The organism is Flindersiella endophytica, assembly GCF_054779015.1.
The window spans coordinates 160,449-184,999 of the sequence record NZ_BAAGYY010000009.1; the positions used below are offsets into that span (position 1 = coordinate 160,449).

Genomic DNA, 24,551 nt, shown 5'->3' on the forward strand with positions numbered 1-24,551 from the left:
GTCCGTTTCCGGCCCTGGATCACTACCAACTTTTGGATCTGTCACAGCTTCTTGCCTACCCGTTCGCCGAGCTACGCTCCAAAGCAGATCAAAGCAGATCACGCCCTGCGGTCGTCTTGCTGTGCACGGCGGCCCTCTCACCGTCTATTGCAAGGGGGCAACTACGCGATGGATGCCGCGCTCACGCCTGCCGACATCGAGCTGCTTCGCAAGGAGTTCGTCCGCAACCCGTCCTACAAGCTGATCCAGAACGCCGTCACCCAGACCACCGTCGAGGATCTCGCGCTCGACCGCGACATCGTCGTACGAGCCGACCGCACGATGTCCAACCTGCTCGACGACTGGAAGGTCACCAACCAGGCATCCAGTGGGCGCTGCTGGCTGTTCGCCGGGCTCAACCTGCTCCGCGCCGGCGCGATGAAGGCGATGAACATCCGCGACTTCGAGTTCTCACAGAACTACATCATGTTCTGGGACAAGCTCGAGCGCGCCAACTACTTCCTCGAGGCGATCATCGACACGGCCGGCCGCGACGTCGACGACCGCACTGTCGCGCACCTGCTGAGGGACGTCGCGAGCGACGGCGGGCAGTGGAACATGTTCGTGGCGGTCGTACGCAAGCACGGCCTGGTGCCCAAGACGGTGATGCCCGAGAGCCAGTCGTCCTCGGCGACGAAGAAGGTCAACGAGACGCTGCGGCGCGTGCTCCGGCAGGGCGCCCGCGACCTGCGCGCCCAGGCCGCCGGCGGCGCCGACGCAGACGCGCTGCGGGCGAGCAAGCGCGAGATCGTCGACCTCGTGCACCGCGTGCTGTGCATCCACCTCGGCACGCCGCCCGAGAAGTTCGTCTGGCAGTGGACCGACAAGGAGCGCGGCTTCCACCGCGACGGCGAGCTGACTCCGCTGGAGTTCGCCGAGAACTACGTCGACCTCCCGCTGGACGACTTCGTATGCCTGGTCAACGACCCACGCGAGACCAGCCCGCAGGGACGCACGTTCACCGTCGACCAGCTCGGCAACGTCGTCGGCGCGCCGCCGGTGACCTACCTCAACGTCGGCGTCGACCTGATGAAACGCCTCACCCAGGATTCCATCCTCGGCGGCGAGCCGGTCTGGTTCGGCTGCGACGTGGCCAAGCAGCTGCGCGGTGACGTCGGCCTGTGGGACGCCAAGCTGTTCGACTACGGCTCGATCTACGACACCGCGTTCGACCTGTCCAAGGCCGAGCGGCTGGTCTTCCACGAGTCGGCGATGACCCACGCGATGCTGTTCACCGGCGTCGACGTCGTGGACGGGTCGGCGCGGGCCTGGCGGGTCGAGAACAGCTGGGGCGACAAGGCCGCCGACTCCGGCTTCTACACCATGAACGACTCCTGGTTCGACGAGTACGTCTTCGAGATCGCCGTACGCAAGTCGAGCCTGCCGCAGGAGCTTCAGGCCGCGCTCGACCAGGAGCCGATCGTGCTCCCTGCCTGGGATCCGATGGGCGCCCTGGCCCGCTGACGACCGGTAGCGGTGGGGCTCGGCCGACGGGCTCCGCCGTGACCGGATTGTGATCGACCAACCGGCTCGGCCGGAGCAACGTTTGTGTTTTTCGCGGCGTCATTCATGCGTACTCGAAGCTTTAGGGGGCTAACGATGCGCAGGAACCACATCGCCGCGATCGGTGCGGCATTGCTCGCTGTCTGCATGCTCGCCGGCTGTCAGGGCCAGCAAGCAGGAGCGTCGGGCACGGCACGCGACGCCAGCACGGCCTCGCCGACCGGGCAGACGAGCACTCAGGCCACGCCGACGACCGAGCCGACGGAGCCTGAGACGCCGACGTCCACGCCCACGGACACACCGACCGTGACACCCACGGTGACGGCAACGCCCAAGCCCAAGCGCACCGAGGCGCCCAAGCCCAAGGCCATCATGGAGCAGGAAGACCGCACCACGAAGGTGCGCGAGCTCGAGGCCAGGCTCGTCCAGCTCGACCGGCTCCCCAAGAAGTGGCTCGACGGCTACTACGGCAGCGTGACCCGCGACGCGGTGACGAAGTTCCAGCGCGACAAAGGGCTCCGCGAGCTCGGCTACGTCGACGCGCCCACCTGGAGCAAGATCCGTTCCATCACGCACACGCCGACGCACAGCGAGCTCTACCCGCCGGTGCCCCAGGGCAAGAACACAGCTGGTGCGCTGGACGCCCGCTGCAAGACCGGTCGAGCGATCTGCATCGACAAGACCAGCCGCACGCTGCGCTGGGTGATCGACGGTCAGGTGCGCCTGACGATGGACGCACGGTTCGGCTGCGCGAGGTCGGTGACCCGGGAGGGCACGTTCCGCGTCAACGCGAAGGTCCGCTACGGCTACTCCAACATGTACGACAGCGAGATGCCGTTCTCGATGTTCTTCAGCGGTGACGAGGCGGTGCACTACTCCTCCGACTTCGCCGCACGCGGCTACAACGGCTGCTCGCACGGCTGCGTCAACATCCGCAACTGGAACGCCATCGAGCGGCTGTTCGGCGAGGCCAGGGTCGGCGACAAGGTGATCGTCTACCGCAGCTGAGCGCTGGTTGGCTTCACAAAGGGGACGTGGCGGACGGGGGACCGCCACGTCCCCTTTGCAACGGGGGCGACCGTTCTCACGAACTGCCCGCAGGGATCGGCAACAATTCGTGAGGACTTAGACACTTACAGTCATGCAAGATCAAGTCAAGCCGACTGCGTAACTGATCTTCACACGCGAAACAATTTGCGCTGATTCATCCGACGATGTTGCCGTTTGGCCTACTACGCGGCAACACTTTCCGTCATGGCTACGTCACAGTCAGGTCCCGGCCTGCCTCGCTACCAACTCGGTCGCGAGCTCGCACGGCTGCGCAACGCCAAGGGCCTGAGCTCTGACGACGTGGCTGTCGGACTCCGCTGCTCGGCGTCGAAGATCCGGCGCATGGAGGCGGGCTCCACCGGGCCGAGCCTGGCCGAGCTGGAGAAGCTGCTCGACACCTACGGCGTCGACGATCCCGACTACCGCAACGCGCTGCTCGACCTGCAGGAGCAGGGCCGGCAGCGCGGCTGGTGGTCGAAGTTCGGCCGGCTGCCGGAGTCGGCGACCAAGTTCCTCGGCTTCGAGTCGGCCGCCGTGCGGATCCGGGTGTTCGAGCCGATCCTCGTTCCCGGCCTGCTGCAGACCGAGGCCTACGCCCAGGTCGTCTTCACCGCGACACCGCGGGCCAGTCAGGACGACGTCGAACGCTGGGTGCGCCTGCGGCTGTCCCGGCAGGCGAAGATCCTCCAGTCCGCCACACCACCGGACGTCTGGTTCATCCTCGACGAGAGCGCGATCCGGCGCGAGGTCGGCGGCCCACTGGTGCTGTCCGAACAGCTCGGCGCGTTGCTCGACGGCCCGTTCAGCGAACGGATCCAGATCGTGCCGGCCGCGGTCGGCGTCCATCCGGGCGTCTCCGGCGGCTTCACGATCTTCGGCTTCGAGTCGGGCACCCGGCCGTCGGTCGTCCATGTCGAGTCCCAGGCAGGCGACCTCTGCCTCGACGACCTGCCCGACGTCGACCGCTGCACGGTCAGCTACGACCTCCTGCGTTCGGTAGCTCTGTCCCCTACCGAGTCACACGTACTCATTTCGACCGTCATTGAGGAGCTGAAAGCATGAACGAAGGAGCGGGGTGGACCCGTGCGGCCGCAGGCCGCGGCGGCTGGGCAAACACCGTCGGGTGGCGCAAGTCGAGCGCCTCGGCGACCGGCACCAACACCTGCGTCGAAGTCGGGCGCGTGCGCGAAGGCTTCGCCGTCCGCGACTCCACCGACCCGACCGGGCCGACGCTGCGGTTCAGTTCGTTCGAATGGGCGTCGTTCGCCGACGCGGTGAAACACGGCACGCTGTAAGCCCACCCAGGCCGGCTCGGCACGATTACCGTGCCGGGCATGGGAACTGCACTCGCTCTCGGCGGCGGCGTGGCGTGGACGATCGCTTACCTGCTGATCATCTGGCACGGATTCGCGGACCGGACCTACGGCATGCCGCTCGTCGCGCTGGGCGCCAACCTGTCCTGGGAGTTCATCTTCAGCTTCGTGCATCCGTCCGATCAGCCGCAGCGCACGGTCAACGTGGTCTGGCTGCTGTTCGATCTGGTCATCCTGGTGACGGCGGTCCGGTTCGGCGCTCGTGAGTTTCCGGGGCTGCCACGCCTGCTCTACCTCGGCGGGCTGGGCGGCATCCTCGTGCTGAGCTATCTCGGCGTCCTGCTGTTCGCGAACGAGTTCGACACCGGCGGAGCGGTGTACGTCGCGTTCGCGCAGAACCTGCTGATGTCGGGGCTGTTCCTCTCGATGCTGTGGAGCCGTTGGCTGCGCCGGGCGGACGAGAGTCCCCTGCGCGGCCAGTCGGTGTGGATCGGCGTCGCGAAGCTGGTCGGCACGGCGTTCGCGTCGGCGATGGCGTACTTCACGCTGCCCAGCTACTCCGGCTCGGCGCTGCTCGGCTACCTCTACCTCACGATCCTGCTGCTCGACGCTGCCTACGTCGTCGCCCTGGTCGTCGTCGCTCGCAAAGTAGTTGCTATGCGGTAGCATCTTCTTCATGGCAGTTTCCGACGCGGAGGTCGCGGCTCTGGCCGGGGCCGTGATGACGCTGGTCAACCAGGTCCGGCGTGGCCAGGCGAAGGCGTTCAACCCCGAGCTGGTCGCTGTTCTGGAGGTGCTCGACGCTCGCGGCGAGCTCTCACCGGGCGAGCTGGCGGAGGCACTGCCCGCGCCGGCGTCGTCGGTGAGCAGGCGGGTCCGGGCGCTCGGCGAGCAGGGCTGGGTGGAGGTCACGCCGAGCACGGCCGATCGCCGTTCGTACGTCGTGGCGCTGTCGCCCGCCGGGCGCGCGGAACTGCACCGGCTGCGGTCCGACGGGCTCGCCGTGTTCGCCGAGCTGGTCGAGGACTGGAGCGCCGAGGACGTACGGACCTACGTCGAGCTGACCCGGCGGCTGGCGAGCGCGAAACCGCCGCCCGACACCCCCTCGACGCGGGCACACCCGTGGTGGAAGGAGGATCGATGAGAGCGTTCGCCGTTGGAACCCTGGTGGCCGCACTCGCGATCACCGCCGTACCCACAGCCGAGGCAGCCCGGCCCGCTGAGTCCCCGATCAGCGTGTGGCGGGACGACTTCGACGGTCCGGCCGGCGCGCGGCCCGACGCGCGGCGATGGCAGGTCGACGGTGCCGGGCACCACGAGGCGGGCGACCTCGAGGTCTATCGCGACGACCCGGCGAACGTCGGACTGGACGGGCACGGGCACCTGCGGCTCACGGCCACGCCCGGCGAGAACGGGCGCTACTGGTCGGCCCGGCTGCTCAGCGTCCGGCACGACCTGCTGCCGCCGGAGCACGGCTTGCTGCGGATCGAGGCCCGCGTCCAGCCCGCCGCCGGCCCGGGCGTCGGCACGTCGATGTGGACGTGGGGCAATGACGTCGCCGGCTGGCCGGCGAACGGGGAGATCGACATCGCGGAGCAGCTCGGCAGGGAACCCAGCCAGGTGCACACCGCGATCCAGTGCCCGACCTGCCACCCGAACGGCCCGCCGTACGGCCTCGGGACGGTCTACACCGCGCCGGACGGCCGGCCGTACAGCGGCGGTTTCCACACGTTCGCGGTGACCTGGACGCGTGGACCGGATCGCATCACCTGGTCGATCGACGGCCGGGTCGCCGACTCGCTCTCGCCGGACGACACCGGCGCGGACGGGTGGGTCTTCGACCAGCCGGAGTTCCTGCTGCTCGCGCTCCGAGTAGGCGGCCCGTTCGTGGGCGACGTCGACCCGGCCACGATCCCGGCGACCGCGCTGGTCGACAGCGTCACCATCACCCGGCTCGGCTGAACCGGGAGCCTCCGGCAAGGGATCAGGACAGGCGCAGCCGGACGCGGCGGAAGCCCTTGCCCTTGTTCTCGATCTTCGCGATCTCGAGCCGGCCGATGAACTTCGTGGACGCCACGTGGGTGCCGCCGTCGGCCTGCAGGTCGAGGCCGGTGATGTCGACCAGACGGACGATCTCGACCTCGGGCGGGACGAGGTTGGTCGCCGTCCGGATGATGTCGGGAATCGCGAACGCCTCGGCGCGCGGCAGCACGCGCACCTCGATCGCGCGGTCGGCCTCGATCTCGGCGTTGATCGCCTCGGTGAGGTGGTCGCGAAAGCCGTCGGGGAGCGTCTCGAGGTTGAAGTCGAGCCGGCCTTCGAGCGGGTTCATGTTGCCGCCGGTGACCAGCGCGCCGTAGTCGCGGAAGACCACGCCGCCGAGCACGTGCAGCGCGGAGTGGGTGCGCATCAGCGCGGTCCGCCGCTCGTCGGCGACCGCACCGCGGACAGTCGTGCCGGCGGGCGGCAGCGGATCGCCCTCGGCCGGCAGGAGGTAGAAGTCGTCGCCCTTGCGTACACCGGCGATCCGGGTCTGTACGCCACCCCACAGCAGCACGCCCTCGTCCGGCGGCTGGCCGCCACCGCCGGGATAGAACGCGGACCGGTCCAGCACGATGCCCTGCTCGGCGTCGGAGGCGAGGACGGTCGCGTCCCACTCGCGGAGGGTCTGGTCGGTGAGTTCGAGTCGTTGGGTGCGTCCGTGGGTGTCGAAGCTCATGACCCCAACCTAGCCCTCGTTCAGGAAGCTCGTGACCAGCTGGCGTACCTCCGCGCGATGCGCCACCAGCAGGCCGCCGGGCGGCAGAATCCGCAACGTCGCTTGGGGAAGCGCGGCCACGGCCTGTTCGGCCACGCGAACGGGATGCACATCGTCGCCTCGCTGGCCGAGCACGAGCACCGGTACGGACACCTTGCCCAGCACGTCGTACGAAACACCAAGCCCGGCAGGGATCGCGAATACCAGGCGCTCGAAGCGGCCAGGCTCGTCGGCCAGCACACCCGCGATCGCCGCGACACCAAGCGAGGCGCCGAACGCCCGCGTCGCACCGGCCTGGTCGGCGACCGAGCGCAGCGCGACAGGCGGCGAGCTGTCGCCGTACTGGAAGAAGACCCGCGTCCCACGCACACCGCTGCCGAACGGACGGGTCTGCGCGATCGACTGCCCCCTACCGGGCGCGAATACAGTGACCGGCTCGCCTGAGCCGGTGGTGAGGACTTCGTCTACCAAGGACCGTACGGGCCGTCGCTGCTGCCGCCCCGCCGCCGGCTGCCGTATTCGCGCACTGCCGGCCGGACACCGACGAGATAGACGGCCGAGGCGACCGTGCCGAGGATGCCGAAGATACCGATCGGGTTCGGCGAGATGAACTGGAGCACCAGCGAAAGGCCGAGGATCACCAGCCAGAACGGCTTGGTCTGCTTGTCCGCGGCAGTGAACGCCTCGAGCGGTCGGATGCACGCGTCGATGAAGGCGAAGCCCTTCAGCAGCACCATCGCTACGAAGATCACGAGCAGGATGGTGTTCTGGAGTACGCCGAAGCCGCCGCCGACCAGTCCCATGCGACGAGCGTACCTGAAACCTCACCGGGCGCCCGCCGCCTGAATTCGGCACGAGCGCCCGGTCTGGATCAGCTGCCCTTCTTGGCAGTGGTCCGCGAGGTCTTGCGCGTCGTCGTCGGCTTCGGCGTGCCGGCCGAGCTGGCGTGCGAAGCAGCCTGCTTCTTCGGGCTCGGCTTGGTGGCCGGCTTGCTGGTGGCCGGCGGCGTGGTCGTCGGTACCGGTCCCTCGAGCTCGTGGCCGTCACCGCTCAGGCGGATCACGACGTCCTTGCCACGCTCGGCGAGCGTGTCGTAGGTGTGGCCGGCCTGCTCGAGCGCCTCGTGCAGAGCCTTCTGCGCCTTGTCGGACAGCTGGCTCCACTGCAGCCGGATGTCCTCAGAAGCACCGCGAAGGGCGCTGCCGAGCTTGCCCGCGCCCTCTTCGAGGTTGAGCTGCACTCGGTTGGACACTGCCGTCGGGTCGGCCTCCATCGCCGCGAACTTCTCCTGCGCGGCCTTGGAGATGTCCTTCAACTTCTCCACGGCCAGGTCGCCGGCACCGGCAACAGCCTGGACAGGCTTGGACTCGGTAACGGATTTGGGCAACGTGCGGGCCATTTTTGTTCAGTCCTCCTGGGCTGGGTCGGGCACGTCCTGCTGTTCTGATTCCCTGTGGAACGCGGTGTATATGTCGAGCAGGACACGTTTCTGTCTGCTGGTGAGCACGGGATCGGCGCGAATGGCCGCCTCGACGGCCGGCAACTCGCTGGTGTCGCCGTCCTCCGCCGGGTCCAGCAGTCCCGCGCGGACGTACAACGCCTCCGCGGAGACTCGCAGCGCCTTCGCCAGCTGGTTGAGTACCTCCGCCGAGGGCTTGCGCAGGCCGCGCTCGATCTGGCTGAGGTACGGGTTGGAGACGCCGGTCAGGTCAGCGAGCTGGCGTAGCGAGAGTTCCGCGTGGCGACGCTGCTCTCGCAGGTAGTCGCCCAGCTCTCCGATCGACCGCTTCACCTTCACGACCCCATCGTGCTTACTTTTGCAAGCAGATGCAAGCACACAGCAAGTGAGCCTGGTCACGTCGCGGGTGGGTTCGGGTGGTTTGTCAGGCGGACAGGACGGCCCGGATCTCGCCGACCTGGCGGCCGCCGCCGCGTACGGGCGCGGTCAGCTGCTCCTCGATCACCGGCGCCGAGACGCCGAGCTTCCGCAGCGCGGCCGCCATCACGACCTGGCGGGCGCGGCCTCCGCCGTCCTCGATCTTCAGCGCGACCGTACGGCCGTCGTCGAGCGCGACGGCGTAGCAGGCCTCTGCTCCGCCCTTGCCGAACAGGCCGGGAACACCGCGGATCAGCGCTGCCTCGTCGCGGGTGGTGCCGCTCGTCCACTCCGGATGCGTCCGGATCGCCGTCGCGACCGCTTGCTCCGGTGTGCCTACCGGAGCCAGCGCGATCGTACGGAACGCCGTCGCGAGCCCGATCAGGCTGAACGCGAACAGCGGCGCGCCACAGCCGTCGACGCCGGTGTGGGCGACCGGCTCGCCGGTGAGCTCCTCGATCGTGCGCCGGAGGAGGTTCTGCAGGGGATGGGCCGGCTCGAGGTAGGTCCGGGTGTCCCAGCGCGCGGCGACGCAGGCGGCGAGCATGCCGGAGTGCTTGCCCGAGCAGTTCATCCGGATCCGGGACGGCTCCTCGCCCGCCCGTACCAGCCGGTGCTTCGTGGCCTCGTCGGCCGGCCAGTCCGGTGGGCACTGCAACGCGTCCTCGGCAAGGCCTGCCTGCGCGAGGATCCGGCGTACGCCGTCGACGTGGAAGTCCTCGCCGGAGTGACTCGCCGACACCAGCGCGAGCAACTCGTCCTTGACATCGAGGTTGGCCCGCAGCATTCCGACGGCCTGCATGGGCTTGTTGGACGAACGCGGGTAGATCGGTGTGCCTACGTCGCCGAGAGCGAACGCCACCGAGCCGTCGGCGGAGAGCGCGATCACCGCGCCGCGATGCCGGGCTTCGACGAATCCGGAACGGACGACTTCGGCGAGAACAGGCGCATCAGACACGTCGGCCGAGACTACCGCTGCTTTACGTTGAGCAGCTCTCGTACGCCGGACGCGGCCATCGGCGGGCGCTGGGCCAGCGTCGCCAGCGCGGCAGCCCGCTCGACCAGCTCGGCGTTGTGCGTCACCGGGATGCCCTTGGCGAGCGTGAGCGTGTCCTCCATGCCGACGCGCAGGTGCCCGCCCGCCGAGAGCGCGGCGAACGCCACCGGCAGGCTGGTCCGCCCGATCCCGGTCGCGGACCAGGAGGTCACGGCCGGCGGGAGCGCCTGCACGGCGGCGACCAGCGTCGCCGCGTCGCCGGGCATGCCGCCGGGCACACCCATCACCAGGTCGCAGTGGACCCGCTCGCCGTACGGCAGGCCGTACTTTCCGAGCAGCCGGTGCAGCGCGGCGACGTGCCCGAGGTCGAACAGCTCGAACTCCGGAACGATCTCGCGTTCCTGCGTGAGCTGGTAGAGCTCGACGACGAAGGGCCAGGGGTTGGAGAACACGTCGTCGCCGAAGTTGACCGTGCCCATCGTGAGTGAGCAGGAGTCGGGTTCGGCGTCAAGGACGCGGAGCCGGTCGGCGAGCGGGTCGGTCACCGCGCCTCCGGTCGACAGCTGCACCACCAGGCCGGTCTCGGCGCGCAGGGCGACGACGGTGTCGCGCAGCCGGCCGAGGTCGAGCGTCGGCCGGTGCTCGCCGTCGCGGATGTGCACGTGGATCATGCCGGCGCCGGCCGCTTCGCAGCGCTTGGCGGTCTCGACCAGCTCGTCGAGCGTCGTCGGCAGCGCGGGGCAGTCCGCCTTCGCCGTCTCGGCTCCCGTCGGTGCGACCGTGATCAGAGTTTCCGCCATGCGAGGCATCCTAAGCTGGGTTCCCATGCGAGCAGTGGTGCAGCGAGTAGCCCGAGCATCGGTCACGGTCGACGGCGAGATCGTCGGCGAGATCGACAAGCCCGGGCTGTTGGTGTTGGTCGGCGTCACGCACACCGACGCAGAGGCCGAGGCAGACAAGCTCGCCGCGAAGATCTGGGGCCTGCGCATCCTGCGCGACGAGCAGTCGTGCTCCGACGTCGGCGCGCCGCTGCTCGTCGTCAGCCAGTTCACGTTGTACGCCGACACCCGCAAGGGTCGCCGCCCGTCGTGGTCGCAGGCGGCACCCGGCGAGGTCGCGGAGCCATTGGTCGACTACTTCTGCGCCGCCCTGCGCAAGCTCGGCGCAACCGTCGAAACCGGGCGATTCGGTGCCCAGATGGCGGTTTCGCTGGAGAACGACGGACCCGTCACGATTATCGTCGAGGCATGACCTGGACGCCCCCGCCCGCTGAGTACGCCGACCTGGAGCTCGCGCTCGACGGCATCTTCGAAACGGTCGACCTCACCGTGCCGGCCGAGCTGGCCCGTGGCGGCCCTGTCGAGGTCACCGACCCGGAGGGCACGCCGGTCGCGGCGTACGACCCGGCGACCCGGACTGCGACGCCGCTGCGGCCACGCGAGCACGGCCTGTTCCAGCACCTGCGGCGCACGCCCGAACAGATCCGCACGGAGTTCCCGGGCCGGAAGATCGCGGCCGTAGCGGTCGACGCCCCGCTGGACACGCGGGCGCTCGCACAACTGGCGGAGGCCGGCCGGGCGTACGACGTCACGCTGCTGCTCGTGCTGATCGGGCCTGGCTCGGCCCGGCTGAGCTCCACAACGGGACTGCTGCGGGCGACCTTGGCTGCTGGCGAACTCCTGCCCGGTGCCTCGCGCGTCGTACCCGTTCCCCTGGCCAGCCGGGCCGATACTTCGAAAGACGCGAAACGCAGAGCCCACGTTGCCTCCGCCTACGGCGATTTCCTCGACATCTCGGCGGCACCCGACCGGCTCGCGGCGATCGGCTACGCACTCGGCCGGGGCCGGATGCTGAAGCCCGACCTCGTGCCCGGCCCGATCGGCCTAGCGCTGCGGGCCGACCGGCCGCCGCTGGCACGGCGTGGGCTCGTCGTGTTCTTCACCGGGCTGTCCGGCTCGGGCAAGTCGACGCTGGCGCAGCGCCTGCGCGACGTCCTGCTGGAGCGCACGGAGCGGTCCGTCACGTTGCTCGACGGCGACGTCGTACGCCGGATGCTGTCGGCCGGGCTCGGCTTCTCCAAGCCCGACCGCGAGGCCAACATCCGCCGGATCGGCTTCGTGGCGTCGGAGATCGCTCGGCACCGCGGGATCGCGCTGTGCGCGCCGATCGCGCCGTACGCCTCGACCCGTGAGGAGGTCCGGCGGATGGTGACCGACGCGGGCGGCACGTTCGTCCTCGTGCACGTCGCGACGCCGTTGGAGGAGTGCGAACGCCGCGACCGCAAGGGCCTGTACGCCAAGGCCCGCGCGGGCGAGATCGCGGAGTTCACGGGCATCTCCGACCCGTACGAGGTGCCTGCCGACGCGGACCTGACGATCGACACGTCGTCGCTGGCCGTCGACGACGCCGTTGCCGAGGTGTTCGAAGGGCTGGTCAAGAAGGGCTGGTTGCCCGCTCCTGCTCCGCGTTCCGGGTGAGGACGATCCGGACCAGCAGCGAGAGCACCAGGCAGCCGACCATCACCGCGCACATCGGGACCGCGCTGGTGACGCCGAACACCGTGACCAGCGGCCCGACCGCCGACGCGATCACGAACTGCAGCGTGCCCTGCATGGCAGACGCCGTGCCGGCTGCGTCGGGATAGCGGGTGAGGCCGAGCGCGGTGGCGTTCGGCATGACGAGCGTACGGCTGGCGATGGTGAGGAAGAGGGGAACGAGAACGCCTGCGGTGCCGCCGATGCCGGTGATGGCCGACAGCAGCATGACGACCGCCGTACAGAGGCCGATGACCTGACCGGTGTCGAGCAGCACGTGCGGATCGATCCGCCTGACCAGCCGCCCGTTGATCTGGGAGACGATCACCAGACCGAGGCCGTTGAGCCCGAACAGCACGCCGTACCACTGCGGGCTGATGTCGAAGACGTCCTGGTAGACGAACGACGAGCCGGACAGGTACGCGAACATCGCGGCGAACCCGATCGCGGTGGCGAGGGCGTAGCCGAGGAAGTACCGGTCTCGTGCCACCCGCGCGTAGGCGCCGAGCGTGTCCTTGATGCTGCCCTGCCGGCGCCGCTCGGCGCTGAGCGTGTCGGGCAGCATCCGCCAGACGGCGAAGAACAAGACTGTGCCGAAGAGGGCGAGCACGACGAACATCAGCCGCCAGCTGCCGAACCGCAGCAGCTGACCGCCGACGACCGGCGCCAGAATCGGCGCGACGCCGGTGACGAGCATGAGCAACGACAGCAGGCGGGCGATCTCGGAGCCCGACACCAGGTCGCGGATGACGGCCCGGGCGGTGACCTGCCCGGCGGCCGCGGCGAGGGCCTGGACGACGCGGAACGTGATGAGCAGCTCGACGTTCGGGCTGACGGCACAGGCGATGCTGGCCAGGGCGTAGACGGCCATGCCGACGAGCAGCGGCTTGCGCCGTCCGACGGCATCCGAGATCGGCCCGATGATCACCTGCCCGACGGCAAGGCCGATCAGGCAGGCGGTGAGCGTGAGCTGCAGGCGCGACTCGGTGGTCTGGAGCTCCTCGGTCATCGTCGGGAGCGCCGGCAGGTACAAGTCGATCGTCATCGGCCCGAACGCGGTGAGCGAACCAAGCATGACGACGAGCCGCAGGCCGATTTTCGTATTCGGCGCCGCGGGGTGGGGAGATGTCGTCACATCAAACGACAGTGCCACGACGTGCGTGGACTGGGCAGCGGTGTCCTGAACTGGTCAGCCTGGCTGATGATTCACCGGAGCAACGACTCCGCCACGCTAGTGGGTGCTTCGCCACGCCCCGGGGCGTGGTTAACCCGCCAATTACGTGGTTAACGTGGTCATTCGCGGCGGAGCGGAGCGAGGTGTGGGCGTCAGTCGGCGGCGACGATCATGCCGGCGCCGACGGTGACGTTGGTCGCTTCGTCGATCAGGACGAAGCCACCGGTCAGGCGGTTCCTGGCGTACTCGTCGACGAACAACGGCTGGGCAACCCGCAGGTCGACGCGGCCGATCTCGTTCAGGCCGAGCTGCGACGCGTCCTCGTCGCGGTGCAGGGTGTTGACGTCGAGCCGATAGTGCAGCTTCTTCACGATCGCCTTCGCGCTTCGCGTCGTGTGCTTGACGAAGATCCGCTGCCCCGGCCGCAACGGCTGGTCGGTCATCCACGAGACCATCGCGCAGACGTTCTGGGCCGCGATCGGCTTGTTGTAGGGCCGGCAGACCAGGTCGCCCCGCGAGACGTCGAGGTCGTCGGTCAGCCGCACGGTCACCGACATCGGCGGGAACGCCTCGTCGACCGGCCCGTCGGCGGTGTCGATCGCCGCGACGCGGCTGGTCATGCCCGACGGCAGCACCATCACCTCGTCGCCCGGCTTCAGGACTCCACCGGCGAGCTGGCCGGCATAGCCGCGGTAGTCGTGGAAGTCGTTGGACTGCGGCCGGATGACGTACTGCACCGGCAGCCGGACGTCGACGAGGTTGCGGTCGGACGCGACGTAGACGTTCTCCAGGTGGTGCAGCAGCGACGAGCCGTCGTACCACGGCATGTTGGCCGAGCGCTCGACGACGTTGTCGCCCTCGAGCGCGGAGATCGGGATCACCTGCAGGTCGGGGATGTTGAGCTTGGTCGCGAAGCCGATGAAGTCTTCGCGGATCTGCTCATACACCTCCTGGCTGTAGCCCACGAGATCCATCTTGTTGACACACAGCACGAGGTGCGGCACCCGCAACAGCGACACCAGGAACGCGTGCCTGCGCGTCTGCTCGACCAGCCCGTGCCGCGCGTCGACGAGCACGAGCGCGAGGTCGGAGTTGGACGCGCCGGTGACCATGTTGCGGGTGTACTGGATGTGCCCGGGCGTGTCGGCGATGATGAACTTGCGTTTCGGCGTGGCGAAGTAGCGGTAGGCCACGTCGATCGTGATGCCCTGCTCGCGTTCGGCGCGCAGGCCGTCGGTGAGCAGCGCGAGGTTGGTGTATTCGAAGCCGCGGTCACGGCTCGTGCGCTCCACCGCGTCGAGCTGGTCCTCGAAGATCGCCTTCGAGTCATACAGCAGCCGGCCGATCAGCGTGCTCTTGCCGTCGTCGACCGAGCCGGCGGTCGCGAACCGCAGCAGGTCCATATGGCCCCGAGAAGAAACAGCCATCAGAAGTAACCCTCCCGCTTGCGGTCTTCCATCGCGGCCTCGCTGAACCGGTCGTCGGCGCGGGTGGCGCCACGCTCGGTGATCCGGCTGGTCGCCACCTCGGCGATGATCTGCTCCAGCGTCGTGGCGGTCGAGGCGACCGCGCCGGTGCACGAGATGTCGCCGACCGTGCGGTAACGGACCATCGCTTCGTAGACCTCCTCGCCGTCGCGCCGCGGCACGACGTCGGACTCCGCCAGCAGCATGCCGTCGCGGTCGAAGACGTTGCGCTTGTGGGCGTAGTAGATCGACGGGATCGGTATGTCGTGTTCGGCGATGTAGTGCCAGATGTCGAGCTCGGTCCAGTTCGACAGCGGGAAGGCCCGGATCGACTCGCCAGGGTGGACCTTGCCGTTGTAGATGCTCCACAACTCCGGCCGCTGGTTCTTCGGGTCCCACTGCCCGAACTCATCCCGGAACGAGAACACCCGCTCCTTGGCCCGCGCCTTCTCCTCGTCGCGGCGAGCGCCACCGAGCAGCGCGTCGAAGCCTTCCTGCTCGACGGTCTCGAGCAGGATCTGGGTCTGCAGCCGGTTGCGCATCTGCCCGGGCCGCTCGACGATCCGTCCCTCGTCGATCGCCTGTTGTACCGAACCGACAACCAGGCGCAGACCGAGCTCCTCGACGCGCAGGTCGCGGAACGCCAGCACCTCGTCGAAGTTGTGGCCGGTGTCGACGTGGACGACGGCGAACGGGATCTTGGCGGGCCAGAAAGCCTTCTCGGCCAGCCGCAGCATGACGACCGAGTCCTTGCCGCCGGAGAACAGCAGCGCCGGGCGCTCGAACTCGGCAGCGACCTCACGAATGATGTGGATCGACTCCGCTTCGAGCAGCTGGAGATGAGACAACCGGTAGTCGACGGGCATAGCTCGCGATGGTACCTGCGGATCGGCCAAATGCCGGACTGTCTGACCGGTACCCGAGAAGACCACGACTTCCGTCCGCAAACCTGAGCCCCGAGCCGGTCTCACCGCACGGGCTGATCCTCGCGGAACCCGGCGTACGCCGGCGGGTCGTGCGGTGGGAGACCGCGCAGCAAAGTGTCGAGCAGGAACTCGAACGGCGGCAGCCGCCGTACGGGGTCCGACTCGACGTAGCGCGCCTCACCTTGTTCCGCGGCGATCCAGCCCAGCACGGTGACGCCGAAGATCGCCCAGGTACGCGCGGCCTGTTCCGGCGCCAGGCCGGAGGCGGTCAACGCGCCGAGCACCCGTTGGTGCAGTCGTTCGTGCGCGTCGTCGCGGTGTGTCCGGAAGCCGGTGTCCCGCAGCCGCGCGGCGTGGCCGGGCGCCGACAGCAGCTCGGTACGCATCCGCCAGGCCAGTCCGGCCAGCCAGGCCCGCCAGTCGCCGTCGACCGGATCGTCCGGCGGCAGGGTCTTGTCGATCGTCACCGCGCTGATCAGGTCGAGCAGCTCGGCGCGGCTGGACACCCAGCCGTACAGCGTGGAGTGCGTGACGCCCAGCCGGTCGGCCAGCCCGCGCATCGTGAGCGTGTCGAGATCGAGCTCGAGAGCCGTGGCGACGATGCGTTCCCGGCTCAGCTGGGCCGGTCGCCCACGGCTGGGCCGGCGTCCAGTGCCGGCCGCGGCCGCACGACTTCCCATGCGGCGACTCTAGCGACGCGGGTCTCCCACGAATAAGTGACCAATGGTCGGAAATGAGTTAGGGTGACCTTCCATGACTGAGAACGCAATCCTCTCCGGAGTCGGACTGACCGCTGTCACCATGGCGCAGGAACGCCGGGTCGAGAGCCGGCGCGAGGACCGGCTCTTCGACGACCCCCTGGCCGACCGGTTCATCTCCGCGATCGTCGACTCGGCCGCCGCCGGCCACGGACGGTCCGAACTCGAACTCGTCCTGCCGGGTCTGACCGGCGACGTGACGCTCGGCGACATCGTGCCGGAGTTTCGCGGGTTCGTACCGCTGCGCACCCGGTACTTCGACGATCACGTCCTGTCCGCCGTCGCGAACGGCTGCCGCCAGGTCGTGATCCTGGCCGCCGGCCTGGACGCCCGGGCGTTCCGGCTCCCGCTGCCGGCCGGCTCGCGCGTCTTCGAGCTCGACCTGCCCGACCTGATGGCGTTCAAGGCCGGCGTGCTCGCCGGCTACGACGCGGAGCCGGCCGGTCGCCGGCTGCCCGTCCCGGCCGACCTGCGGGACGACTTCGCGGATCCGCTGCGAGCCGCCGGGTTCGAGCCCGGAGAGCCGGCGGTCTGGCTCGTCGAAGGACTGCTGCCATACCTCACCGTGGACGACGCCGACCGGCTGCTCTCCCGGGTCGGCCGGCTCTCGGCGAGCGGCAGCCTGCTCGTGGTCGACCAGTTGAGCTCACGGATCTGGCAGCTGGCCGGCACCAGGGGCGACGAGCTCTCGGTGCTGGACAAGGTGGGAGCGAGCTGGCAGTCCACGATCGACAACCCGACCGGCTGGCTCGCCGGAAAAGGCTGGACGGCGGAGGTGGCCGACATGAGCGCGTTCGCCACCCGGCACGGCCGCGAGGTGCCGGTCCTGCTGGACGCGACGTCTGGACCTCCCGCCACCTGGCTCGCGACAGCCGTCCGCGAGCAGGCCAAATGACCACGGGTGCAAGGTCACTACGACCCGCCCGTGGCCAATTTGCCTGGCAAAGTGCTGACTATGCGGCTCCGCCGCGTGGCTAAATGACCGAGCACCCGTGGTCATTGCGGGTCACGTAGGGCGACCGCGTCAGAGCGCGCGGCGCAACCGGCGGAAGGTGGCCAGGACCGCGCCGTCGCCGGCGTTCTTCACGCCGGTGATCCGGAACACCCGCTCCGGCCAGCGCCCGACCGCCGACGCCACCGACTGGGTGACCTGGGCACCCAGCAGCGGGTCCGACACCCGCCACCCGCCCGGCAGCAGCCGGACCTGCACCGACTCACCGCCTCGAGCGACGCCGAGGTCGCCGAAGCCGTACGCACGATGGTGCACCAGGAACTCCGGCCAGTTGCGGAAGCGCCAGCCGTGCTCGTCGACCTCGCTCCCGCCGGAGGGTCCGCCCGGCCCTTCGGCGGGCGGTTCGATCGGCGGCAGCTCGACCCAGGCCGACGCACCGCCGCCGACGAAGCCCGCGCTGCGGTAGAGCGCCAGCGCCGCCTCGTTCTTCTCCTCGACGTCGAGCTCGAGACCGCGGCAGCCCAGTCGCTGTGCCACCTCGATCCCGTCGTCGAGCAACGCGCGACCGATCCCGGAACCCCGGTGGTCAGGCGCGACGGCGAGTCCGTTCAGGAACAGTACGTGTCCGAGCAGCCGCCAGTCGGCAACACCGACCAGGCGCTCCTCGGACACGACGGCACGCAGCAGCAACGTCCGCGTGGCGGGTGGCGGCCCCGCAGCCGTGGCCAGGAAACGAGCGAACCGGCGGCTGTCGTAGGGCGTCAGACCCATGCACGACCGGGGTACGACGAGCCGCAGCAGGTCTGCTGCGGACTCGTACCAGCGCGAGTTCTCCGTGTCTCTGAGGTCACGACCGCCCTGGCCCGTGGAGTCCAGCGGATCGGCCAACGCTGCCTCAGCCCGCACGCAGCAGGGACCGGTCTTCTGGAGTGAGAATCAACTCGTCCGTCATCGCCTCACCGCGTTCCTCGTCCAGGTCGCTCATCAACGACCGCGGATCGTCCACGACACCGTGTTTGGAGAACACGACCTTTACCGTCTGCAGCACGATCCTAAGGTCAAGCCACAGCGACCAGCGGTCGACGTATTCGATGTCATAGGAGAGCCGGGCGTTCCACCCGACCAGGTTACGGCCAGCGACCTGAGCCAGGCCGGTGATCCCCGGTCTGACTTCGAAGCGCCTGCGCTCGTTCGGGGAGTACCACTGGTCGTACTTCGGCAGCAGCGGCCGCGGACCGACGAGACTCATGTCGCCGCGCACGACGTTGATGAGCTGCGGAATCTCGTCCAGCGAGAGCTTGCGCAGGAGCCGGCCGAGCCGGCCGAGGCGCTTGTGGTCGGGCAGCAGCCGCCCGTGGGCGTCGGTCCTGGAGTTCATCGTGCGGAACTTCAGCGCCCAGAACTGGCGCTCCCGGAAGCCCGTGCGCTGCTGCTTGAACAGGATCGGCGAACCCATCCGCCAGCGCACCAGGATGGCGATCGCGACGATGGCAGGGGACAGCACGATGAGCCCGGACAGGGCGGCCACGACGTCGAAGCTACGCTTGACCGCGCGTCCGATCCGTTGCCTCACCACGACACACCTACCTGCATCCTTGATGAACTCAGTGACCACGCTTGCCGACGAGACCGGATGGTTGAAGACCCTTCGGTCGATTTGCGCGTACGACTCCTACCACATCCCCGCGTACCAACGACTGGCGGCTCGGGACGGTTATGGGCAGAGCTACGAGACAGTGCTCCTGTCGTACGAACACCGCGACGTGCGGGCTGTGGTTCCTCTGACCATGCGTCCGCTGCCCGATCCGGTGCGTGAAGCGACCGGGTATGCGGTGGATGCGACCTCGGTATACGGCTACCCCGGACCATTGAGAACCTCCCGTGACGGCGCCGGGCCTGCATCTCCGGGTGGGGTTCCGGAGCCCGGCACAGGGCCTGTCGAAGTGGATGACTCTTGGCGAACGGCGTTCGTTGCGTGGTTCGCCGGTCAGATGCACGAACGAAAGGTGCTCACCGCGTTCATTCGTACAAATCCCCTGTTGGACGCGAGTGACATGTTCTGTTCTAAGCCATTTGTCTTCGGCCCGCCTACTCCCACGGTAGCGGTCGATTTGACCACTCCGCGTGAGGATCGACTCCGACAGTCAAGTTCCCATCACAGACGGGCGTTACGCAAGTCTTTGTCTAATAATCTGACCTTTTTGCGGGATCACAGCGACTCCGCGATCGCCGGTTTCACGGCCTGCTATCTGCAGACGATGGGTAAGCACCAAGCAGGTCAGGCGTACCTGCTCGACGAGGCGCGGGTCGCCACCCTGCTGGACGAACTGGGTGAGAATCTCGAGCTCTGGGTCGCGCGCAAGCCCGACGGTGTGGTGGCGAGTGCGGGGCTGTTCCTGCGTACGAACGGGATCATCCAGTACCACCTCGGCGGAACGCGCGCCGAGGACTACGCACTGGGTGCGGCCCGGCCGCTGTTCGAAGCGGTGGCCGATTCCGGTCACGAGCGCGGAGACCGGTGGTTCCACCTCGGCGGCGGTGTGGGTGGTGACGACGACAGCTTGCTGCGCTACAAGGGCGGGTTCGGACCGCTGCGGTTCGAGTACCGCACGATCCGCGCGGTGTTCGACGACGAGGCGTACGGCCTTGCTGTGAAGGCGTCCGGCCAGGATCCGGAGCGCGGTTTCTTCCCGGCGTACCGCACGACGGGCATGGGAGTCTGAGCCGGCGCCGGCTACCAGCTCCGGCCAAACGTGGAAACTTGGTGCCAGACATCTGTTTCTGGCCGTAACCCCCTGCCTACGATGCGGCGGACGGTTCACTCACCCCAACGGTTCCAAACCGGAGGTTCGCCGTGCTCACCTCACGCTCAGTCGGCATCGCTGTGGCCGGTGCCGGCCTCCTCGTTCTAGGACTCGCCGCACCGTCGCTCGCCAGTGTTGGCAAGAGCGGCACCGCCGCCGCACCGAAGCCGACCACCAGCGCGAAGGCAGCCGGTATCGCCGGCCCGGGCCAGGCGTACATGGGCTGGAACAACCAGACCACCGCCACCACCGCCAAGGGCGACCAGACGCCCGCGTCGATCGGGACGCTGGCCACCGTGTCCGGCATCGACGTGTCCAGCCACCAGGGCAACGTCGACTGGGCCTACTGGTGGGGGCAGGGCAAGCGGTTCGCCTACGTCAAGGCGACCGAAGGCACGAGCTACAAGAACCCCTACTTCGCCCAGCAGTACAACGGCTCCTACAACGTCGGCATGATCCGCGGCTCGTACCACTTCGCACTGCCGAACGTCAGCAGCGGTGCCACCCAGGCCAACTACTTCGCCAGCAGCGGCGGCGGCTGGTCGGGCGACGGCAAGACGCTGCCCGGCGCGCTCGACATCGAGTACAACCCTTACGGCGCGACGTGCTACGGCCTCTCGCAGGCCTCGATGGTGAACTGGATCCGCGACTTCACCAGCACCTACAAGGCCCGCACGGGCCGCGACGCGGTTATCTACACCACCACCGACTGGTGGAGCCAGTGCACGGGCAACAACAGCTCGTTCGGCTCGACGAACCCGCTGTGGATCGCGCGGTACTCCAGCTCGGTGGGCACCCTGCCGGCCGGCTGGGGATTCCACACGTTCTGGCAGTACACCTCCTCGCCGATCGACCAGAACTACTTCAACGGCGCGATCGACCGCCTGCAGGCCCTCGCGAACGGATAAGCATCCCAACGACCAGCGCCGGAAACCCTGACGGAGGCGGGTTTCCGGCGCTTTCCATGCTCGCGACCTTGGGCGATCAGCTGGGTGGCGGCGGCGCCGTGACCGGGCGCAGCCCGCCGCTGCGCATCGGGGCGTACGTCGACCACAGGTCGAAGTAGTGCTTCACGGTGGCGTCCGGGCGCATGGCGTAGAGGACGGCCAGCAGCTGGACGTGGATCCGGTGGTAGCGGTCGGCCGAATGCAGTTCGCGGCCCGGCTTGGTGACGTGCGACAGGTTGTACGCCGTCGTCGTCTTCGCGTCGTACCTGGGCAGTGCGTAGACCATCGTCTCGAAGCCGGCGTCGAACAGCCGGCCGGCTTCGCGATCGCCGGCCTGCGAGAGGTCCCAGAGGCCGATCAGCGTGTGCTGCAAGCCGTTCAGCGTGAACGACGGCGTCCTCGTGGGGTACTCCTCGTAGAACGGCCGCCCGTCGAGGTAGTTCACCAGGCCGCCCTCGGAGACCGGCTTGGTGAGCGGCCTGGTCGCCAGCCGCGCCGCGCGGAGGTACTCCGGGCGGTCAGGGTACGCCGACGCCACCCGCGTCAGCAGCGACATCGCCTGCCCCTGCACCATCGCACCGGTCCACGGTGCCTTCAGCGTCTCGTCCATGTTCGCGACGTTCCAGTTGATGCGGTAGTTCCAGGCACCGGTCTGCTTGTCCTGCGTGCGCACCAGCCAGTCGGCCTGCCGGGTGGCGACCTCGAGGTCCTCCGGCCGGCCCCAGCGCTTGAAATAGCTCCAGCTCTGCAGGCCGTACTGCGAGATCGTCGTGGGGTTGTAGTAGTACGTGCACACACCTGTTCTCAGCGTGACGACACCAGCATTGTCGAGCTTCGCTCTCGAATTGCGGGCAACCGATTTCCGATCCACATAATTGGTGTATTCACCCAGCCGGTCGTATTTCGCCGGCCACGCCACCTGGAATGGCACCGGCGACGGTGCCGGCCGATTCGTGGCCGACGCCGGGACCGCCGGCGACGACGTCGGCGGACAGCCCATGGTCGGCGACATCGTCGCACGTACAGAGCCTGTGCCCTCGTGCGTGGCCGTACAGCCGGCCATCGCCGCCGGCAGCAGCGCCGCAGCTGAAAACGTGCATGCGAGTTTGACCCACCCCTGCAACCCGAACCCCTCCCCGAGTTCGTGATGCGCGTGTGCTCCACAAAAGCAGCCAGCGCCGGAACCCTACACGGGGAGGGATTCCGGCGCTGGCCGTTTGGTTGTGAACTAGCCGGTCGCGAGAGCGCGCAGCCGGGAGATGGCGCCGTTGAACCGGTTCTGGTCGAGCGGGCTCGAACTGAACTGCCAGAACGTGTGGAAGCCCCACCCCGCGGGCAGCGTGCCGGGAGAGCTGTTGTAGCGGGCGATCCACAGCGGGTTGGCCTTGCCGAACGAGGCGTTGTTGCCCGTGCAGCGCTTCCACCAGTCCGTTGTGCTGTAAATGACCGCATCGCGGCCGGTACGAGCCTTGTACTGCTTGGTGAAACTACGGATCCAGCTGACCATCCCGCTCTGCGAGAGGCCGTAGCACGTTGAGCCGTACGGGTTGTACTCGATGTCGAGTGCACCCGGCAGGGTCTTGCCGTCCTTCGACCAGCCGCCGCCGTGGTTCACGAAGTAGTTGGCCTGGGTGGCGCCGCTGCTCTTGTTGGGCAGTGCGAAGTGGTACGAGCCGCGGATCATGCCGACGCGGTACGAACCGTTGTACTGCTGGGCGAAGTACGGGTTGCGGTAACCCGTGCCCTCGGTGGCCTTGACGAAGGCGAAGCGCTTGCCCTTGCTCCACCACGAGGACCAGTTCACGTTGCCTTGGTGGCTGGCGACGTCCATGCCGGCGACCGTTCCCGTCGCCGACTGGATCGAGCCGGACGTCTTGGCGGCGACGGCGGGGACCTTCGGGTTGTGCCAGCCCATGTAGGCCTGGCCCGGCGCCAGGATGCCGGCTGCCTTCGCGCTGGTGATCGGCCGCGGGTCGGCGATCGCCTTGCCGGTGGCGTTGCCGGCTGCGTTGGCTGCGACGGAGCTGACAGCTGTGGGGCTCTTGCCCGGGCTGGCCAGGGCCGGCGCGGCGAGGCCTAGAACGAGAGCGCCGGCGCCGGCTAGGGCGATGCCGACGGAGCGACGAGTGGGCACGGCTAACCTCCGATTGACCGATGCGATGCGAGTTGAAGTGCGTCGCAGCGTAGGCCGATCAGGTTGCCTGAAAACAGGGGTTTGGCAGCAAGTTTCGCCGGACAAAAGCTGCCGGAACTGCTGGCCCCCGCGCTGCGTCCCTGCGGCAAAGGCGCATTCGCCCCTGCACGTACGGTCAGTGCATCAGGAAGTTGTAGCTGGAGTAGTAGTTGCCCTTCTCACCGTTCTTCAGCTGCACCGGACCGTGCACGACGATCGGGCTGCCCGCGTCGAGGCGGACGGTGATCCGGAGCCGGAACTGCGAGGTACAACTGCGTTCCCGGTGCACCGGGATGCCCTTGTAGTAGACGTCCAGCTTGTCGTGGTGGACCTCGCGGGTGATCCGCGCCTTGGCCGTCGCGGTCCAGGACTGGCCGCAGGGCGTGCCCGCCTCGGTCAGCTGAAAGACCTCGGCCTTCAACACCACAACGGAGTCGTAGTTGGTCCGGCGCCCTTCGTAGTTGTTCGTGATGTGCATGTCCGCGTACACATCGATCGACTGGGTGGCCGAACCCACGTCCCACGCCGGGTTGGCGACCTCGGCGGTCGCGCCGGGGTAGTTGACCTTCTTGTCGTACTGGAGGTACCAGGTCTTGCCGCCGCGCAGCGTGGCGTCGGCCGTGGTCAGCCTGGTGCCGGCCTTGACGTAGAGCTTGTAGCCGTCGGGGCGGGAGACCTTGTCCCCCATGCCGTAGAGAGCGCAGTTCCAGGTGCCGTCCTGCGGTGCGCGGAACAGCCAGCGCACGGCGACGGTGGTGACCTCATCGGGGTCGTTGGAGGTGTTCCGGCCGGAGACCTGTGACTTCACGACGACGCCGGCGCCTTCGTTGGAGCACCGGATCTGGGCCTGCTGGAGTGCGGGCTCGGTCGCGGTCGCCGACATCACGCCCTCGAGGAACCGCAACTGCCCGCCCTTGAGCTTCATCGCGGGCAGGGTCGCGACCACCTTGAAGACGCCGTCGAAGCCGAGCTCCTTCACGGCCTGCGGCACGTCGTTCTGGGTGTTGACGGTGCCGAGCTTCGAGGCGTCGGTGCCGGTAGCCACGTCACCCGCTGCAGCCAGGCAGCCACTCAGGATCATCGCCCCAGCGGTCGCCAGGAGCGCCAGTCCTGCACATCGCCCACCCGTGCGGGCACGCGTCCCCGATCGCATCCAACCTCCCAGTCGCGGCCGACGTGGTGCACACTCGTAATCGGCCGAGGCCACGCCCTCCCTGGGCGCCTGTCTAGTTTCCCCTACCAGTACAAGTGCCCGCTACCAGCGGCATTCGCACTGTGGAC

At 68.4% G+C, this 24,551-nt stretch carries 28 protein-coding genes; 12 read left to right on the forward strand and 16 right to left on the reverse strand.

Annotated features, from left to right (window positions below):
• The first annotated feature begins 168 nt into the window (after positions 1 to 168).
• From ACYVF6_RS06025 to ACYVF6_RS06055, 7 genes are all read left to right on the forward strand, one after another.
• Positions 169 to 1,503, forward strand: a complete 1,335-nt coding sequence (locus tag ACYVF6_RS06025; protein ID WP_460516810.1) for a C1 family peptidase — start codon at positions 169 to 171, stop codon at positions 1,501 to 1,503.
• Between the two features lie 135 nt (positions 1,504 to 1,638).
• Entirely contained in the window at positions 1,639 to 2,550 is a 912-nt protein-coding gene (locus tag ACYVF6_RS06030) for a L,D-transpeptidase family protein (RefSeq protein WP_460516813.1), read from the forward strand.
• Positions 2,551 to 2,796: 246 nt separating this feature from the next.
• Positions 2,797 to 3,654 carry a helix-turn-helix domain-containing protein gene (locus tag ACYVF6_RS06035; protein ID WP_460516816.1) on the forward strand — a complete coding sequence of 286 codons (858 nt, stop codon included), beginning with the start codon at positions 2,797 to 2,799 and terminating at the stop codon, positions 3,652 to 3,654.
• Complete coding sequence (locus ACYVF6_RS06040; RefSeq protein WP_460516819.1) at positions 3,651 to 3,887, forward strand: DUF397 domain-containing protein; 237 nt, start codon at positions 3,651 to 3,653, stop codon at positions 3,885 to 3,887. The genes ACYVF6_RS06035 and ACYVF6_RS06040 overlap by 4 nt, the downstream gene beginning before the upstream one ends.
• Before the next feature lie 39 nt (positions 3,888 to 3,926).
• Complete coding sequence (locus tag ACYVF6_RS06045; protein WP_460516822.1) at positions 3,927 to 4,571, forward strand: transmembrane-type terpene cyclase; 645 nt, start codon at positions 3,927 to 3,929, stop codon at positions 4,569 to 4,571.
• Between the two features lie 10 nt (positions 4,572 to 4,581).
• The gene (locus ACYVF6_RS06050) at positions 4,582 to 5,049 is read left to right on the forward strand and encodes a MarR family winged helix-turn-helix transcriptional regulator (protein WP_460516824.1); all 468 of its coding nucleotides are present in this window, start codon (positions 4,582 to 4,584) and stop codon (positions 5,047 to 5,049) included.
• Positions 5,046 to 5,867: a glycoside hydrolase family 16 protein gene (locus ACYVF6_RS06055; protein ID WP_460516826.1), complete on the forward strand. Its 822-nt coding sequence runs from the start codon at positions 5,046 to 5,048 to the stop codon at positions 5,865 to 5,867. Before ACYVF6_RS06050 ends, ACYVF6_RS06055 begins: the two co-directional genes overlap by 4 nt.
• Before the next feature lie 22 nt (positions 5,868 to 5,889).
• On the opposite strand, the gene ACYVF6_RS06060 is transcribed toward ACYVF6_RS06055, so the two are convergent.
• The 7 genes from ACYVF6_RS06060 to ACYVF6_RS06090 form a co-directional block, all read right to left on the reverse strand.
• Positions 5,890 to 6,624 carry an alanyl-tRNA editing protein gene (locus ACYVF6_RS06060; RefSeq protein WP_460516829.1) on the reverse strand — a complete coding sequence of 245 codons (735 nt, stop codon included), beginning with the start codon at positions 6,622 to 6,624 and terminating at the stop codon, positions 5,890 to 5,892.
• Between the two features lie 9 nt (positions 6,625 to 6,633).
• Positions 6,634 to 7,134, reverse strand: a complete 501-nt coding sequence (locus ACYVF6_RS06065; RefSeq protein WP_460516832.1) for an alpha/beta fold hydrolase — start codon at positions 7,132 to 7,134, stop codon at positions 6,634 to 6,636.
• Complete coding sequence (locus ACYVF6_RS06070) at positions 7,128 to 7,466, reverse strand: DUF2516 family protein (protein WP_460516835.1); 339 nt, start codon at positions 7,464 to 7,466, stop codon at positions 7,128 to 7,130. Before ACYVF6_RS06070 ends, ACYVF6_RS06065 begins: the two co-directional genes overlap by 7 nt.
• 68 nt (positions 7,467 to 7,534) lie before the next feature.
• Positions 7,535 to 8,062 (reverse strand): hypothetical protein, encoded by a 528-nt coding sequence (locus ACYVF6_RS06075; protein ID WP_460516838.1) that lies wholly within the window; start codon positions 8,060 to 8,062, stop codon positions 7,535 to 7,537.
• 6 nt (positions 8,063 to 8,068) lie between these two features.
• Positions 8,069 to 8,461, reverse strand: a complete 393-nt coding sequence (locus ACYVF6_RS06080) for a helix-turn-helix domain-containing protein (protein WP_460516841.1) — start codon at positions 8,459 to 8,461, stop codon at positions 8,069 to 8,071.
• 85 nt (positions 8,462 to 8,546) lie between these two features.
• A complete protein-coding gene (locus tag ACYVF6_RS06085) occupies positions 8,547 to 9,497 on the reverse strand; it encodes an asparaginase (protein ID WP_460516844.1) in 951 nt (316 codons plus the stop codon).
• 11 nt (positions 9,498 to 9,508) lie between these two features.
• A complete protein-coding gene (locus tag ACYVF6_RS06090) occupies positions 9,509 to 10,336 on the reverse strand; it encodes a beta-keto acid cleavage family enzyme (protein ID WP_460516847.1) in 828 nt (275 codons plus the stop codon).
• Positions 10,337 to 10,361: 25 nt separating this feature from the next.
• Here ACYVF6_RS06090 and dtd point away from each other — a divergent pair, with 25 nt between their 5' ends.
• The gene (dtd, locus tag ACYVF6_RS06095) at positions 10,362 to 10,787 is read left to right on the forward strand and encodes a D-aminoacyl-tRNA deacylase (protein WP_460516850.1); all 426 of its coding nucleotides are present in this window, start codon (positions 10,362 to 10,364) and stop codon (positions 10,785 to 10,787) included.
• Complete coding sequence (gene cysC / locus ACYVF6_RS06100) at positions 10,784 to 12,013, forward strand: bifunctional sulfate adenylyltransferase/adenylylsulfate kinase (protein WP_460516853.1); 1,230 nt, start codon at positions 10,784 to 10,786, stop codon at positions 12,011 to 12,013. Before dtd ends, cysC begins: the two co-directional genes overlap by 4 nt.
• Here cysC and ACYVF6_RS06105 read toward each other — a convergent pair.
• The 4 genes from ACYVF6_RS06105 to ACYVF6_RS06120 all read right to left on the reverse strand — a co-directional run bounded on the left by ACYVF6_RS06105 (position 11,970) and on the right by ACYVF6_RS06120 (position 16,316).
• Complete coding sequence (locus ACYVF6_RS06105; protein WP_460516854.1) at positions 11,970 to 13,205, reverse strand: Bcr/CflA family multidrug efflux MFS transporter; 1,236 nt, start codon at positions 13,203 to 13,205, stop codon at positions 11,970 to 11,972. The genes cysC and ACYVF6_RS06105 overlap by 44 nt on opposite strands.
• Positions 13,206 to 13,396: 191 nt before the next feature.
• On the reverse strand, positions 13,397 to 14,671 hold the full coding sequence (gene cysN, locus ACYVF6_RS06110; RefSeq protein ID WP_460516857.1) for a sulfate adenylyltransferase subunit 1: 1,275 nt from the start codon (positions 14,669 to 14,671) through the stop codon (positions 13,397 to 13,399).
• Positions 14,671 to 15,576 carry a sulfate adenylyltransferase subunit CysD gene (cysD, locus tag ACYVF6_RS06115; RefSeq protein ID WP_460516860.1) on the reverse strand — a complete coding sequence of 302 codons (906 nt, stop codon included), beginning with the start codon at positions 15,574 to 15,576 and terminating at the stop codon, positions 14,671 to 14,673. The genes cysN and cysD overlap by 1 nt, the downstream gene beginning before the upstream one ends.
• A 101-nt stretch (positions 15,577 to 15,677) precedes the next feature.
• Positions 15,678 to 16,316: a TetR/AcrR family transcriptional regulator gene (locus ACYVF6_RS06120; RefSeq protein WP_460516863.1), complete on the reverse strand. Its 639-nt coding sequence runs from the start codon at positions 16,314 to 16,316 to the stop codon at positions 15,678 to 15,680.
• Positions 16,317 to 16,389: 73 nt separating this feature from the next.
• Between ACYVF6_RS06120 and ACYVF6_RS06125 the strand changes: the two genes are divergently transcribed.
• Positions 16,390 to 17,289 (forward strand): class I SAM-dependent methyltransferase, encoded by a 900-nt coding sequence (locus ACYVF6_RS06125; protein ID WP_460516866.1) that lies wholly within the window; start codon positions 16,390 to 16,392, stop codon positions 17,287 to 17,289.
• A 129-nt stretch (positions 17,290 to 17,418) separates the two neighbouring features.
• Here the strand turns inward: ACYVF6_RS06125 and ACYVF6_RS06130 are convergent, their stop codons facing one another.
• Both ACYVF6_RS06130 and ACYVF6_RS06135 read right to left on the reverse strand, forming a co-directional pair.
• Positions 17,419 to 18,252: a GNAT family N-acetyltransferase gene (locus tag ACYVF6_RS06130; protein ID WP_460516869.1), complete on the reverse strand. Its 834-nt coding sequence runs from the start codon at positions 18,250 to 18,252 to the stop codon at positions 17,419 to 17,421.
• Entirely contained in the window at positions 18,242 to 18,919 is a 678-nt protein-coding gene (locus tag ACYVF6_RS06135; RefSeq protein ID WP_460516873.1) for a sugar transferase, read from the reverse strand. The genes ACYVF6_RS06130 and ACYVF6_RS06135 overlap by 11 nt, the downstream gene beginning before the upstream one ends.
• A gap of 481 nt (positions 18,920 to 19,400) precedes the next feature.
• Between ACYVF6_RS06135 and ACYVF6_RS06140 the strand changes: the two genes are divergently transcribed.
• A complete protein-coding gene (locus ACYVF6_RS06140; protein WP_460519396.1) occupies positions 19,401 to 20,069 on the forward strand; it encodes a GNAT family N-acetyltransferase in 669 nt (222 codons plus the stop codon).
• Between the two features lie 131 nt (positions 20,070 to 20,200).
• Positions 20,201 to 21,058: a lysozyme gene (locus tag ACYVF6_RS06145; protein WP_460516876.1), complete on the forward strand. Its 858-nt coding sequence runs from the start codon at positions 20,201 to 20,203 to the stop codon at positions 21,056 to 21,058.
• A gap of 76 nt (positions 21,059 to 21,134) precedes the next feature.
• Here the strand turns inward: ACYVF6_RS06145 and ACYVF6_RS06150 are convergent, their stop codons facing one another.
• The 3 genes from ACYVF6_RS06150 to ACYVF6_RS06160 form a co-directional block, all read right to left on the reverse strand.
• Positions 21,135 to 21,968, reverse strand: a complete 834-nt coding sequence (locus tag ACYVF6_RS06150; RefSeq protein WP_460516879.1) for a D-glucuronyl C5-epimerase family protein — start codon at positions 21,966 to 21,968, stop codon at positions 21,135 to 21,137.
• A gap of 357 nt (positions 21,969 to 22,325) precedes the next feature.
• The gene (locus tag ACYVF6_RS06155) at positions 22,326 to 23,231 is read right to left on the reverse strand and encodes a lysozyme (RefSeq protein WP_460516882.1); all 906 of its coding nucleotides are present in this window, start codon (positions 23,229 to 23,231) and stop codon (positions 22,326 to 22,328) included.
• A 175-nt stretch (positions 23,232 to 23,406) separates the two neighbouring features.
• Entirely contained in the window at positions 23,407 to 24,315 is a 909-nt protein-coding gene (locus ACYVF6_RS06160; protein ID WP_460516884.1) for a hypothetical protein, read from the reverse strand.
• Positions 24,316 to 24,551 lie beyond the last annotated feature (236 nt).

What these genes read in the sequence shown, in the direction of transcription:
- ACYVF6_RS06025 (WP_460516810.1), top strand. Translation starts at nt 169, where the DNA reads ATGGATGCCGCGCTCACGCCTGCCGACATCGAGCTGCTTCGCAAGGAG.
- ACYVF6_RS06030 (WP_460516813.1), top strand. Translation starts at nt 1,639, where the DNA reads ATGCGCAGGAACCACATCGCCGCGATCGGTGCGGCATTGCTCGCTGTC.
- ACYVF6_RS06035 (WP_460516816.1), top strand. Translation starts at nt 2,797, where the DNA reads ATGGCTACGTCACAGTCAGGTCCCGGCCTGCCTCGCTACCAACTCGGT.
- ACYVF6_RS06040 (WP_460516819.1), top strand. Translation starts at nt 3,651, where the DNA reads ATGAACGAAGGAGCGGGGTGGACCCGTGCGGCCGCAGGCCGCGGCGGC.
- ACYVF6_RS06045 (WP_460516822.1), top strand. Translation starts at nt 3,927, where the DNA reads ATGGGAACTGCACTCGCTCTCGGCGGCGGCGTGGCGTGGACGATCGCT.
- ACYVF6_RS06050 (WP_460516824.1), top strand. Translation starts at nt 4,582, where the DNA reads ATGGCAGTTTCCGACGCGGAGGTCGCGGCTCTGGCCGGGGCCGTGATG.
- ACYVF6_RS06055 (WP_460516826.1), top strand. Translation starts at nt 5,046, where the DNA reads ATGAGAGCGTTCGCCGTTGGAACCCTGGTGGCCGCACTCGCGATCACC.
- ACYVF6_RS06060 (WP_460516829.1), bottom strand. Translation starts at nt 6,624, where the DNA reads ATGAGCTTCGACACCCACGGACGCACCCAACGACTCGAACTCACCGAC.
- ACYVF6_RS06070 (WP_460516835.1), bottom strand. Translation starts at nt 7,466, where the DNA reads ATGGGACTGGTCGGCGGCGGCTTCGGCGTACTCCAGAACACCATCCTG.
- ACYVF6_RS06075 (WP_460516838.1), bottom strand. Translation starts at nt 8,062, where the DNA reads ATGGCCCGCACGTTGCCCAAATCCGTTACCGAGTCCAAGCCTGTCCAG.
- ACYVF6_RS06090 (WP_460516847.1), bottom strand. Translation starts at nt 10,336, where the DNA reads ATGGCGGAAACTCTGATCACGGTCGCACCGACGGGAGCCGAGACGGCG.
- dtd (WP_460516850.1), top strand. Translation starts at nt 10,362, where the DNA reads ATGCGAGCAGTGGTGCAGCGAGTAGCCCGAGCATCGGTCACGGTCGAC.
- cysC (WP_460516853.1), top strand. Translation starts at nt 10,784, where the DNA reads ATGACCTGGACGCCCCCGCCCGCTGAGTACGCCGACCTGGAGCTCGCG.
- cysN (WP_460516857.1), bottom strand. Translation starts at nt 14,671, where the DNA reads ATGGCTGTTTCTTCTCGGGGCCATATGGACCTGCTGCGGTTCGCGACC.
- cysD (WP_460516860.1), bottom strand. Translation starts at nt 15,576, where the DNA reads ATGCCCGTCGACTACCGGTTGTCTCATCTCCAGCTGCTCGAAGCGGAG.
- ACYVF6_RS06120 (WP_460516863.1), bottom strand. Translation starts at nt 16,316, where the DNA reads ATGGGAAGTCGTGCGGCCGCGGCCGGCACTGGACGCCGGCCCAGCCGT.
- ACYVF6_RS06125 (WP_460516866.1), top strand. Translation starts at nt 16,390, where the DNA reads ATGACTGAGAACGCAATCCTCTCCGGAGTCGGACTGACCGCTGTCACC.
- ACYVF6_RS06140 (WP_460519396.1), top strand. Translation starts at nt 19,401, where the DNA reads ATGTTCTGTTCTAAGCCATTTGTCTTCGGCCCGCCTACTCCCACGGTA.